General features: G+C 60.6%; 9 protein-coding genes. 3 read left to right on the forward strand and 6 right to left on the reverse strand.

The window, feature by feature from the left end; translation table 11 throughout:
- Positions 1 to 9: 9 nt before the first annotated feature.
- From fdnG to DK366_RS16160, 4 genes are all read right to left on the reverse strand, one after another.
- On the reverse strand, positions 10 to 3,084 hold the full coding sequence (gene fdnG, locus DK366_RS16145; protein WP_109126590.1) for a formate dehydrogenase-N subunit alpha: 3,075 nt from the start codon (positions 3,082 to 3,084) through the stop codon (positions 10 to 12).
- A gap of 249 nt (positions 3,085 to 3,333) precedes the next feature.
- Positions 3,334 to 4,266 (reverse strand): retroviral-like aspartic protease family protein, encoded by a 933-nt coding sequence (locus DK366_RS16150; protein WP_109126591.1) that lies wholly within the window; start codon positions 4,264 to 4,266, stop codon positions 3,334 to 3,336.
- A gap of 202 nt (positions 4,267 to 4,468) precedes the next feature.
- Entirely contained in the window at positions 4,469 to 5,221 is a 753-nt protein-coding gene (locus tag DK366_RS16155) for a DNA/RNA non-specific endonuclease (RefSeq protein ID WP_109126592.1), read from the reverse strand.
- Positions 5,222 to 5,387: 166 nt separating this feature from the next.
- The gene (locus DK366_RS16160; RefSeq protein WP_109126593.1) at positions 5,388 to 6,356 is read right to left on the reverse strand and encodes a zinc-binding dehydrogenase; all 969 of its coding nucleotides are present in this window, start codon (positions 6,354 to 6,356) and stop codon (positions 5,388 to 5,390) included.
- A gap of 81 nt (positions 6,357 to 6,437) precedes the next feature.
- Here DK366_RS16160 and DK366_RS16165 point away from each other — a divergent pair, with 81 nt between their 5' ends.
- Complete coding sequence (locus tag DK366_RS16165) at positions 6,438 to 7,076, forward strand: TetR/AcrR family transcriptional regulator C-terminal domain-containing protein (RefSeq protein WP_109126594.1); 639 nt, start codon at positions 6,438 to 6,440, stop codon at positions 7,074 to 7,076.
- 1,322 nt (positions 7,077 to 8,398) lie between these two features.
- Here DK366_RS16165 and DK366_RS16175 read toward each other — a convergent pair.
- Positions 8,399 to 9,163: an N-acetylmuramoyl-L-alanine amidase gene (locus tag DK366_RS16175; protein ID WP_109126596.1), complete on the reverse strand. Its 765-nt coding sequence runs from the start codon at positions 9,161 to 9,163 to the stop codon at positions 8,399 to 8,401.
- Positions 9,164 to 9,165: 2 nt separating this feature from the next.
- Positions 9,166 to 9,735, reverse strand: coding sequence for a PAAR domain-containing protein (locus tag DK366_RS16180; protein WP_109126597.1), 570 nt, complete (start codon positions 9,733 to 9,735; stop codon positions 9,166 to 9,168).
- Between the two features lie 1,070 nt (positions 9,736 to 10,805).
- Between DK366_RS16180 and DK366_RS16185 the strand changes: the two genes are divergently transcribed.
- Positions 10,806 to 11,726 carry a PD40 domain-containing protein gene (locus DK366_RS16185; protein WP_109126598.1) on the forward strand — a complete coding sequence of 307 codons (921 nt, stop codon included), beginning with the start codon at positions 10,806 to 10,808 and terminating at the stop codon, positions 11,724 to 11,726.
- 27 nt (positions 11,727 to 11,753) lie between these two features.
- Positions 11,754 to 12,787 (forward strand): DUF418 domain-containing protein (locus DK366_RS16190; protein ID WP_109126599.1); only part of this gene is annotated, 1,034 nt, incomplete at its 3' end.

The raw sequence follows: 12,787 nt of genomic DNA on the forward strand, positions 1-12,787 counted from the left end.
GCGATGACCTCAGGCCGGCACGGGCGCGCTGGTTTTTTCGATATTGACGAGGAACGCCTTGAATTCCGGCGTCTGCGTATTGGCATCACCCACGGAAGGCGTGAGCGTGTTGGCGCCGTAACCCTTCCTGGCCTGGCCCGTGAAGCCCCAATGCAACGGCACGCCAATCACGTGCGTGTGCTTGCCGTCCACCATCAAGGGCTTGATGCGCTTGGTCACATAGGCCTTGCACACCACCTCGCCACGCTTGGACGACACCTTCACCCAGCCGCCCTGCTCAATGCCCTTCTCCTTCGCGAGCACCTCGCCCACTTCCACGAACTCTTCCGGCTGAAGAATGGCGTTGATCAGCGCGTGCTTCGTCCAGAAATGGAAGTGTTCGGTGAGGCGGTACGTGGTGGCCACATACGGGAAGTTTTTCGGGTTGCCGAAGTTGGCGCGGTCGTCGGCAAATACGCGGGCCGCCGGGTTGTTCTTCACCTTCGGGTGAAGCACGTTTTCCACCGGCGATTCCATCGGCTCGTAGTGCTCGGGGAACGGCCCCTCCGCCATCAGCTTGCGTGCAAACAAACGACCCAGCCCTTCGTCATTCATGATGAAGGGACTGGCGCCCTTGGCCGGGTCCAGCGTGGGCGTGTAGTCAGGCACGTCGATGCCTGCCCAGCGCGTGCCGTTCCACGCAATGATCGGCTTGGCCGGGTTCCACGGCTTGCCCGCCGGGTCGGCACTCGCGCGGTTGTAGAGAATGCGGCGGTTGGCCGGCCACGCCCATGCCCAGTTCGGCGCAATGCCCTGCTCGCGCGGGTCGGTGGCGTCGCGCCGCGCCATCTGATTGCGCTTCTCGGTGAAGCAGCCCGCGAAACTCCAGCAGCCGGCTGCCGAGGTGCCATCGTCACGCAATTGCGCAACGCCATCGAGCAGCGTGCCGGCCGTGGTGACGGCGCCGGTGGTCGCATCGGTGAGATCGGCCAGCGCGCGGCCGTTCATTTCCTTCGCCAGCTCTTCCGGGTCCGGACTGAGCGGATCGGTGTACTTCCACGTCACGTTGAGCAACGGATCGGGGAAGGCGCCGCCTTCCTTGCGATACAGCTCACGCAGGCGATGGAAGATGCCGCTCATGATCCAGATATCGGATCGGGCGATGCCCGGGCCTTCCGCCGCCTTCCAGTGCCACTGCAACCAGCGCGCGGAATTCACCAGCGAACCGTTTTCTTCCGCAAAGCACGTCACGGGAAGCTGGAACACTTCCGTCTGGATCTTGGCCGAGTCGGCGGGATTCTGCGGGCCGAAGTCCTGCCAGAAGCGCGAGGTTTCCGTGTCCAGCGGGTCCATGGTGACCAGGAATTTCAGCTTGCTCAGGCCGCGGCGGATCTTGCCGCGATCCGGGAACGCCTGCAGCGGATTGAAGCCCTGGCAGATGTAGCCGGTCATCTGTCCGGCATTCATCATCTCGAACGCCTTGATGATGTCGTACAGCGGAATGTCCAGCTTGGGCAGCCAGTCGAACGCCCAGTTGTTCTCCTGGGTGGCCGCATCGCCATACAGCGCCTTCATGAAGCTCACGAACAACTTGCGGGTGTTCTGGTAGTAGCTGATCTGGTTGGGACGCAGCGGCTTGAAACCGCGGGTGGACATGTAGACGTCGAAATTCGTCTCCTTGTCCGAGGGCAGGTTCATGTAGCCGGGCATCTGGTTGGACAGCAGGCCAACGTCGGTCAAGCCCTGGATGTTGGAATGCCCGCGCAAGGCATTCATGCCGCCGCCTGCCACGCCGATATTGCCCAGCAGCAGCTGCACCATCGCCATGTTGCGGATGTTCTGCGCGCCCACCGAGTGCTGCGTCCAGCCCAAGGCAAACAGGCTGGTCATGGCCTTGTCGGGCGCGGACGTGCTGGCGATCAACTCGCACACATGCAGGAACTTGTCCTGCGGCGTCCCCGTGATGCGCGACACCATTTCCGGTGTGTAGCGGGAAACGTGCTTCTTGAGCAGGTTGATGACGCAACGCGGGTCCTGCCAGGTGTCATCGATACGGGCGAAACCGTCCTCGCCGATGTCGTAATCCCACGTGGTCTTGTCGTAGCTGCGCGTTTCCTCGTTGTAGCCGGTGAACAGGCCGTCCTCGAAGCCGAAGCCATCCTTCACGATCAGGCTGGCGTTGGTGTACGAACGCACGTATTCGTGCTGGATCTTGTCGTTCTCCAGCAGGTAGCGAATGACGCCACTGAGGAACGCGATATCCGTACCCGGACGGATCGGCGCGTAGTAGTCGGCCACGGATGCCGTGCGCGTAAAGCGCGGATCGACCACGACGAGTTTCGCGCCGTTCTCGATCTTGGCCTCGATGACCCACTTGAAACCGCACGGATGCGCCTCGGCGGCGTTGCCACCCATCACGATCACGACATTGGCGTTCTTGATGTCCTGCCAGGTGTTGGTCATTGCACCGCGACCGAATGATGGGGCCAGACTGGCCACCGTCGGTCCGTGTCAGACGCGCGCCTGGTTGTCGAACACCACGGCGCCCAGCGAGCGCATCACCTTCCATGTGAGAAACGAGGTTTCGCTCGATGACGCCGACGCCGCCAGCATGCCCGTGCTGATCCAGCGATTGACCGTGGTGCCATCGGCGTTCTTGGCGATGAAGTTCTTGTCGCGGTCATCCTTCATCAACCGCGCGATGCGGTCGAGTGCGAAATCCCACGACACTTCCTCGAATTCCGTGCCGCCCGGTTTTCGGTAGCGCGGCGCTTTCAGTCGCGTAGGTGCATGCACAATATCGAGCAGCGCCGAGCCCTTGGGGCACAGCGTGCCGCGATTCACCGGATGATCCGGGTCGCCCTCGATATGGATGATGTTGGACAGCGCGTTCTTGGCGCGGTCGCCCATGCTGTAGATCAGAATGCCGCAAGCCACCGAACAGTACGTGCAGGTGTTGCGCGTCTCGGTGGCATGGGCCAGCTTGAAGGGTCGAACGGCAGCGGCTTGCGCCACGCCTGACTCCCCAAAACCGAGCATGCCGAGGCTTGAGGCGGCCAAGCCCAATCCTGTGAACTTGATGAACTCGCGGCGGGTGAGTGCCATGGCTTGCGCTCCCGGGAAATCTGGCTGGACATACCGCCCGTGAAAGCGCGGTAAAACGTGGCTCGAAAATCTCCGTGAACACGACGGGACGGAATCCCGTGAGTCGATCAAAAATGTAGCACAGAACATGCCCGCCAACCGGGCATGTTCTTGCGAATGTTCGCGCCTTTTCGGCAAGCGTTTCGCTGGCGTGAATATGACAAAGGCTGCACATCACAGCCGCCAATCAGCGCCACCCAACGGCGCCGGTTACTGCGACTGGCAGCTCGACGTATCGAACCAGATGTTGCGCGCCGCGTGATCGTAGACAAGGCGGTAGCGACCCAGCACGTCGGCACCCACCAGCATGGCCGGCTCGCCGTGGAAGTCCTGCAGCAGCACCGGCAGGTCGATCACCTGCGCCGTGACGTTCTTCAACGTCATGCCGGCGAATTGAAGCTCGCCGACCGGCCCCGTGCGCGGCACGAGCTCGTTCATGCTTGTACCGAAAATGGCCGCATCATCGTGAAACGACGCAGACGCGGGATCGATGCCCGCCTTGCGTGCAAAGCCCTGCGTGATGCGCGTTTGCCGCGAACCGGAATCCAGGATGGCCGTGCCGGTCACGCCGTTGAGCGACACCGGAAACGTAAGCAGCGTACTGCCTTCATCGACGCCGGTATGCAGGGCATGCGCATTCGGCCCAGCCAGGCTCCTGGCATCCACCGGCTTGGGGTAGATGGTGACCTTGCGGCACGGAAAATCGAAAACCACCACCGCGTCGTCCATCACATCATTGCCCACTACGCCGGCCTGGCCACCCGAGTCCTTTCTGGCCGGCAACGCATACGCCTGATCGATGCGTTTCTGCACGCCGCCAAGCGCCAGCGTGTCCAGGCGATACATCGACACGCGCGACGAGCCGGTCTGCCCGGAAAGGTCCTGATCCGCACCCTCCACCTTCGGCAGCTTGATCTGATCGGCAAACCACTGATACACCGCCGTGCCGTCGGCGCCCGTGTCGAGGATGAAGGGATAAGGCCCAACGCCGTTGATGAAAACAGGCACCGTGTCGTGACCGTTCGACCAGGCCATCAGCGGCACGGAAACCGGCTTGGGCGCTTCGGCAGCAAGCGCCACCGATGCGCTGGACGAAGCCATGGCCATGGAAAGTGCTGCGACAATCTTCAATGCACGACGCATGCGCGCGTCTCCGGTAGCGGACCCACGGGCGCACTGTCGCAAGCAGCGGGCACCATACCCAGTGCCATAAGGGGTGGCCCGGCACCCTTGCCAGGCACACGAGGGTGCGTCGCCCTTAAATTCCGTCACCACACATCACGCGAAACGCAGGGCGAGCATCACCACTCGCCCTGCGCCATGAAACGTGACGCTCGATGGTGCCTTACGGCAACGTCAAACCAATGGGATTGGCCTTCATCGATGAAGACAGCGACGGAAACGGATCGACACCGGACATCGTCTTTACGTCATCCATCGAGACGACGGCGCACGTGTAGTTGGTGACATTGGTGCAAAGAAAGGCAGCCGCACCCACGCCCGGCTCATACACGGCTTTCCACGTATAAGCCGGAACAGCCACCGCGTCCTTGCCGATGGTGGGCACCGAATCCGTGGCGAATGCCGGGCCGGTCACCACGTACACCTCGCCCCGCTGCGTGGCAAGGTTGCGCACGTATTCCTCGATCTTTTCCCACTCGCCCGCATTCAGTACATGCAGCTGAGGCACCACGTTGGCCATGGAAAACGTTTCGTCTTCGGATGCCACCGTCGAGGGATCACCTGCCGGCGTCATGTGACCGCGGTCATAACCGCTGTTCGTATAGTCCGAGGACTGCGAGCGATCGGCCGCCGGAATACCGGTTTCCTGGTGCCACGAGCCGCTGCGACTGATCGAATTGGCGCCCGCAATCTGCGCAGCCGTCAAATGCTCGGCCGAATAAAGCGGACCCTTGGTCACACCCGACGCAAACAACACGTACTCGGTGTGGCAAACCTCCGTCGTGCGGCTCAGCAGCGATGCATCCAGCGCGGGCGCGGAACCTGCAACGAAGAAATTCGGGCACGCCGTGCCCGCGTACGATGCACCGGAAACGAAGAAGCCAACAACAAGCAGCCAATAGCCAAGGCGCGACATGGTGTTCCCCGCAAAAGTGTGGTGCGGGGAACCTAGGGGTGGCTTATGTCAGGTTGGTGACCTCGCGGCGTCGGGCAGTCATTTCTTGCGAATCCTGTGAACCCGATCACCCTGCGGGTATCAGGCAATGAAACGGTGTCCACACGACCGCTGCATACCACCCTGCTCAAACCACAAACACCACCCTCGCCCGCCCCGCATCCGCCGTCCACGCCCGCTCGACATCGGCCAGCGGCACCGCCTTGGTCGCCATCTGCAGGTGGACTTCACCGTAAGCCTCGTACACGCCGCGAACCGCGGCCAGCATGTCGGCCAGGGATACGCTCTTGATGCCGCTGCCCATCAACACGATGGACGAGGAGCGCAGCGCGGCGCCGGGCAGCACGATCTCCGAACCGCTGGATGCACCCACGTGCACGAAGCGCACGGGCGAGCCGTTTTCTACGGCCTTGGCAATGGCGGTCATGATGATTTCGGCGCTCTTGCCCCACAGGTAATCGACGACGATATCCACGCCCTGCGCGAACTGCTGTTTCAACGCGTCCTCGAATTCGTAGGCACCGTGCGCGTCATGGTCAAGGTCGAACGCAATCACCTTGTCGGCGCCGAGTGCCTTCACGTTTTCCAGCGCCGCCTTGTTGCGCGCCGTGGCAATGACCTTGGATGCGCCCAGGTATTTGGCCAGCTGCACGGCCAGCGTGCCCGCGCTGCCGGTGGCGCCGTTGATCAACACCACGTCGCCCTTCTTGATGCCGGCGCGACTTACCAGCGCCGCCCACGCGGACATGCCCGGGTTGGCGATGGCTGCGGCCGTCACGTCGTCGATGCCGGCCGGTATGTCCACGCAACGCGATGCCGGCATGGGCACACGCTCGGCCATGCCGCCGAACGGCGCTTCGGGCAAGGCGAAGTACACGCGGCGACCATCCGCCGTTACGCCCACGCCGTCCGACCCGGCGACCACGGGAAACTGCGCCTTGGCGCTGTAGTGCGTACCTGCCGCGCGTGAACGCGTGAACTGGCTCAACGCCGAGGCGCACACCGAAATCAATGCTTCCCCGGCACCGGCCACGGGCTCGCGGAAATCCGCGAATCGGGGTGATTGCCCCGCTTCAAAAACCACTGCTGCTTTCATGATCCACCTCCAAGTAAAGTCTAACGTTGTTAGATTCACTCTAACCGTGTTAGATTTGATTTGCAATCAGGAGAACCTGCCATGAAAGTGAATCGTGAGCTCATCGTTCAGACGGCATTGGCGTTGCTGGACGAGATTGGACTGGAAGCCCTCACGCTGCGCCAGCTGGCCACACGGCTAGGCATTCAGGCGCCCACGCTCTATTGGCACTTCAAGAGCAAGGAGGCGCTGATCAACGAGATGGCCACCCTGGTGCTGGCCGAGGCGCGCGACGATCTGGTGCCCACCAGGAACACCAGCGACTGGCCTGCCTGGGTAATGGCCTTCGGCCAGGGCCTGAGGAAGCACCTGCTCAAGGTCCGCGATGGCGGACGCATGGTGGAAGGCTCACGCCTTACCAACGCCCTGTTCCAGGAAACCACCGAGCACATCGGCTCGCACCTGGTGCAAGCCGGCCTCACCCATCGCCAGGCCGTGGTGCTGATGAGCACCGTCTACATGTTCACGCTGAGCTTTGTGGTGGAAGAACAAGCCGTGTTCCCGCGCCCCGGCGAACGCTCGCCCGACTACGACCTGGAACAGCGCAACAGCGAACTGGATGCCACCAAGTTTCCGTTCATGCGCAAGGCCGGCGCCGTGCTGTTCGATCAATTCGATCGACGCTACAAGGAAAGCATGAAATTGATCATTGCGGGTGCAGCCACACAGCTGACGGAATGAACTGCAAGCGGCAACCGCTCCAGCTAATCAGGCACTCGCTCGCCATCCATCATTTGACGGCTAGTTACGCTGCAAGGGCGCGCTAGCCTGGCGCCGTCTCGCGCGACCAGCCACCGAATAAGGCTCGCAACCATCCGTGAGATCCACTTCCAAGGTGCCCTTACATGTCTCCTGATAGCAGAGCTCAATGTCTTCGGTCCCGTAGCGAACGGCGCAAAAATCTAAGAAAGCGATTTTCTCAGCAGGCGACAACTTATTCATCGGTGTCACTCCATAACCAGTAATGGCGGGATTATGGTACTCGTACCGCCAAGTACTTCGCTGCTTCAGAAACGGTACTCCCTGCGTTTCATGCTCCTCATAGAAGATCTCGACACCATAAAAGTAGTGCCAAACAATGGTGGCTGTGACAAACGAAAGAACCACAAGCACGCATTTGAGCATCACCCCAAGATGCAACCATTTCCTTGCTAGGCGCTCTTCGCTCAACACCCTTTGGCGACCGATCTATTTCCATGCACCTTTCGGACTCCCGGTCTACTCTGACTCGGAGTGGCTACGCACTGAGTACGGGGCGCAACCACCATGGTCACCGACAGTGTCTCGACAGAACTCTCGATAGCAAAATTCGACGTCCGCAATGCCATAACGCACTTTGCAAAACTCGATAAGCCCTGCCCGTTCGGAAGGTGATAAGTCGCTCTGCGGCACAACGTCATATCTGGAATAAGCCGGATTACGAAATTCGTATTGCCAAGTCCGCTGATGCTTTAGGAAGTCGTGCGCGATTGTTCCCACTTCATGATCGCCAGGAATTAGCTCTACACCGTAGAAGTAACGCCAAACAATCTCCGCGAAAACAAGCAATAGAGCCGTAACGGCAACCAACGCAAAAATTTTCCTCATTACGCGACGGCACGCAATCGACAACTATTCATGATGTCTCCGCACAATGTTCCCTGCCTCCTTGACATTGAAAGGGGCCAAATACAGAGCACAACCATCGCTAGCCCGCGGCTCTCCCTGGCAAAATTGTCGATAGCACAACTCAGCAACACTTACGCCGTAACGTACCTTACAGAACTCAATCAGCACTGCTTTTTGTCTCGCCGAGAGCTTCTCTAGCGGAGTTACATCGTGATGTTCAAATGCTGGATTGCGAAATTCGTATTGCCAAGTTCGCGCGTGCTTCAGGAATTCCTGCTTGATTGTCCCTGTCTCATGATCGCCAGGAACTAGCTCCACTCCATAAAAATAGCGCCACGCCAACCCTGACATGGCGATACATAAAACGGTGACGATGAGCCAAACGATGAAGTTCCTCACGGCGCCGAAAGTCCACTCACTTGCCGTAGCCAGTTGACGACGTCCATGCCATATCTGCCCGGACAAGCCCGCCCCCCGGCACCCACAAGCATTTGATACTCCCGGTGGCCGCCCAAGCTGTTTATATTGAAAAATGTCCGCAACGTCTCAACCAGCGCCTGAAGCGCCCGTGTTTGTGAAACAGGGGCTATTTGACTATTAAAAGCGGTTGCATCCCGGGCGATGTTCGCCGTATCGCGAGCCTTTTTCTCCAATGGCTTTTTGCTGTATTCGTGAGTCCAACCCTCTCCTGCCACCGCTAGATTCTCTAAAAGAACGATCCCCAGTTTGCCCGTGTTTCCAAAAGACACATGCTCACCGACAAGGCGAACATCGCGACCCTCTAGGATGTCACCCGCACAGGAAATCCCGTAGTGATATCCGATGTCCTCAAAGTGCTGGCTGGATGACATATCAGTTTCCTGCGCCCTCTTCATCTGCTCGACAGCGCCTTGAATACCGGCACTACAGGAATAACTACGCCCAGCGTGATGCAGCACGATGTCGGTGTAGTCCCAGTGCGAGGATTTAGCCTCAGGCTTGTTTGGCTTGGCACCCCAGGCTGAGCGCTCTGCCACCACATAGCCTTTCTTGGCCAGCGAATCGATGATGGCCTGCCTGGTAGCCGCCCGATTGTTTACCGTGATCTCAACCGCGTCGTCTTTCGTACTACCCACCGACGTCGTGGCACTCGTCCAGTGCCTGAGGATGTAGTCACTCATGCTTACGCTCCGAATTCGGGGTTGAGGCCTCGCGCTGGCGAGACAAAGGCCGCATGGATGGAAACTGTTGTTGGCGCAGGCGCCACCACCTGTGCATAGCCCTGCGCATCTGTTCGCCCGTGTTGCATGACGCCATCCACATCGACCATAAATGGATGGTTGGGCAACGGATCACCCGTTGTGCTATCGCGCACCAGCAACCAGCGGGTATGTGCGCGGCCACCGTCGATAACTTCCTGTACCTCCTGACCCATGACCTGCGCCGCCGAGCGAAGCATCGCGGCACCAGATCCGCCGGTGACGTCTTCCAGAACAAAGGAATCAGGCACCGTGCTGATGGCGTGACATCCGCAGCTGAGCTTGTGCCCCTCGATCACGGTGCCCTTGCCGCTGGTCAACCAGCTTTGGCATCCCTCGATAAATGTTCGAACGCCGCCATGCGTTGCGCATGTGGCTTTGTCACCCATCAACACAGTGGGCTTGTCTTCAACAATGGTATTCAAACCACTCGCCGTGATGACATAGCCACCACCCGTGGTCTTATCTCCTAAGCGAATGACGCCACCGATCATGAGCCAACCCTCGGCGGCAGGTACAAAGCAGGCATAGCGCGACCCTTCGTCTTTGTGATGAACCGAAAGGCGGTTCTACCCAAAGCATTGAAGGGCCACAATCAGACAACACCCTTGAGCGAACGCCGAGATCACTCAATGTATCCAGTGGCGGGAAGGCGAAAACGTTGACGGAGAAGCGCAAGCGCCTCAACTTCTATAGCCAGAAGGCAACAGCACTGACTTCAATGCGACGCTCACCCCGATAGCGAGAGTGATGAATCCCTACATCGCGCGTGAGCCGCCTTTGCTACGTTGGTCGCGTTGCTCGCGGGGTCTTCGGACGGGGTTTGCGGGCAGCCAGCAGCAATGCTGCAAGTAGCGCGGGTCGCATGGGTAGCCGCCCACACGACCCGCTGACCATCAACAACTGATAAGGAGTTGATCATGGCTACGCCGGATCATACGGCACGCGCACGCGCGTCTTTCCTGCAAGACGACTACCACGCTTCCATCCCCGACAGTTCGCATAGGGCGAACCTGACACGGCGCCCGCACGGCGCCGCGCTTCCCACGCTCTCGACCCGCTTAGGTGACAACCGCGCTGCCCACGGACGGCGACGCGTGACTCTGCATGCGACACAGCAGGGACGGCATGCAGAGACGGGCGGATCATCGATGAGCGCAAGGCCGACCAGTACGGACAGCGCGAACCGCGCAGCGCACTGTCAAAGCATGGATTAGTCGGCCACGCACCGACGCGAGGTACTCGCACGCCTGTTGATCGCCCCTGTGGCGCGCCGTATTGCATACGGTGCGCCACACCCAGCGGAACCATGGTGATTCAACGCCGCAACGCGCCATTCGGGCGCAGCCAAACGCGCCCTCGCCAAACCATCGCGCCCCAAACCCCGATTCTTCACACCTCAAACGGGTGACTTCCGGCAGGCGTGACGCGCCTCCATCCAGGCATAACCTGCCCGCCCAGGAGATTCACCCGAAAGGAAGCACGGCTCGCCCCATGTTGGCGACCCGCATGTTGCTTGGACCCGTTGCAAAACCCGTTCAAAGTTCACTCGCGAGGTCACTTCATGAAAAGCGCGCCGCTGATCGCCTGTTCGCTGTGTGTTGCCGTTTGCGCATACCTGCTTGCACCACGTGCATTCGCCGCCGAACCCGCCGTGGGCACGCCCAGGCTGGTGACATTGAACGGCATCATCAATGCCGACAGCGACGACACGCTCGCCTTCACACCCGACGGCAACACGGTGTTCTTCGACCGCAGCGAAGGCCCGCACAAAACCATACTGATCTCGCACAAGGTCAATGGCACCTGGACCAAGCCGCAAGTGGCGAGCTTCTCCGGCCAATGGTTCGATCAAGATCCGCTGGTGGCGCCCGATGGCAGCTACCTGCTGTTCGACTCCGACCGCCCCATCACACCCGACGGCAAACCGCTGGTGCAGAACTACTTCGGCGGCGGCAAAGCCGCGCCCGGCGCCAACATCTGGAAAGTGGAACGCAAGGGCGATGGCTGGGGCGAACCCGTGTGGCTCGGCCCCGTGGTGAACAACGACGCCTTCATCGACTTCGCCAGCCTCGCCGCCGACGGCACGCTCTACTTCCTGCGCTGGGACACCGACGCAAAGATCATGCACATGTGGCGCTCCGACTATCGCGACGGCCACTACCTTCCGCCCACCAGCGCCGGCGTCGGCGACGCCACCGTTTCCATCCACGACCCCGCCGTAGCCGCCGACCAATCCTTCATCGTGTTCGATTACGGCAAAGTCAAAGGCGGCCTGGGCCGCCTGTGCATCGCCTTCCGTGAAGGCGACCACTGGGGCAAACCCATCGACCTCGGCGACGCCATCAACAAAGACATCCCATGGGGCCCGCATCTCGCGCCGGACGGCAAGACGGTGTATTACACCGGGCAATCGGGGATTTGGGAGTTGCCGCTTGCGCAGGTGTTGCAGCAACGACAGAAGCCAGTGGCGGCCACCAGGTAGGCCAGACCCACACGTGAGGCTGGCAACATGAAGCCAGCCCCGGCCCTCGACGCACAACCCGTTCGCCCCGAGCAGCGCATCGCCGCCATCGACGTGCTGCGCGGCGTCGCGCTTTTCGGCGTGCTGTCGGTCAACCTTATCTACGAATTCCGCGTATCGATTTTCCAGCAGTTCCTGCCGGCCTCAGAGACGGGAACATGGCTGGACCAAGCGGTGCTGGCCATCGTGAGCATAGGCATGGAGCTGAAAGCCTTCGCCCTGTTCTCGCTGTTGTTCGGCGTAGGCCTGGCCATCCAGTTCGAGCGACTCGCCACGCGGCCACGCCGATTCGTTCTGCTACTGCGGCGACTGCTCGCGCTACTGGCCTTCGGCCTTATCCATCTGTGCTTCATCTGGAACGGCGACATCCTCACCGAGTACGCGCTGATCGGACTGCTGGTGCTGCCGTTCCTGTATCTCCCCACGCGAGTGCTCGTCATCACCTCGGCACTCGGCCTAGCCCTCTACGCCGCACTCCCGTTCTTCATCCCCGACGACTTTTTCTGGCCAAGCCAGGCGTGGCTGCAGGATCGCGTGCAAACCGCAACAGCGGTCTATGCGCATGGTTCGTGGCTGGAAGTTGTCAAATACAACTTGAGTGAAGTGCCCAGCATTATCCCGCTGCATATCTTCATTGCGCCGAGAACGTTTGGCTTGTTTCTGCTTGGTGTACTCGCGTGGCGCACGGGACTGGTGCGGCAACCCGAGCGTCATCGGCGATTGCTTGTTGGCATGGCCATCGTGGGGTTGATCGGCGGGTTCGGCATGAGCTTGCTTGAACCGCCCTCGGCGTCATCGCCCTGGCATGACTGGGCGGCGCTCGTCTCCGTCTTGATCACCCTTGGCCCGGTGGTGCTTGCCATTGGGTATGGCGCCACGGTTATCGCGCTTTACACGTTTACGCGAGCCGGCCTGGTGCTTGCCGGCGTCGGGCCGCTTGGGCGAATGGCTTTCAGCAACTATCTGGCGCAGTCGCTGATCTTTGGGTGGGTGTTCTTTGGATGGGGGCTGGGGTGGTTTGG

The sequence above is a fragment of the Dyella sp. C11 genome (genome assembly GCF_003121485.1).
Lineage (GTDB): Bacteria > Pseudomonadota > Gammaproteobacteria > Xanthomonadales > Rhodanobacteraceae > Dyella.

Excerpts from the sequence above, each read along its gene's own strand:
- DK366_RS16165 (WP_109126594.1), top strand. The coding sequence starts at position 6,438 with ATGAAAGTGAATCGTGAGCTCATCGTTCAGACGGCATTGGCGTTGCTG.
- DK366_RS16150 (WP_109126591.1), bottom strand. The coding sequence starts at position 4,266 with ATGCGTCGTGCATTGAAGATTGTCGCAGCACTTTCCATGGCCATGGCT.
- DK366_RS16180 (WP_109126597.1), bottom strand. The coding sequence starts at position 9,735 with ATGATCGGTGGCGTCATTCGCTTAGGAGATAAGACCACGGGTGGTGGC.
- DK366_RS16160 (WP_109126593.1), bottom strand. The coding sequence starts at position 6,356 with ATGAAAGCAGCAGTGGTTTTTGAAGCGGGGCAATCACCCCGATTCGCG.
- DK366_RS16155 (WP_109126592.1), bottom strand. The coding sequence starts at position 5,221 with ATGTCGCGCCTTGGCTATTGGCTGCTTGTTGTTGGCTTCTTCGTTTCC.
- DK366_RS16175 (WP_109126596.1), bottom strand. The coding sequence starts at position 9,163 with ATGAGTGACTACATCCTCAGGCACTGGACGAGTGCCACGACGTCGGTG.
- DK366_RS16185 (WP_109126598.1), top strand. The coding sequence starts at position 10,806 with ATGAAAAGCGCGCCGCTGATCGCCTGTTCGCTGTGTGTTGCCGTTTGC.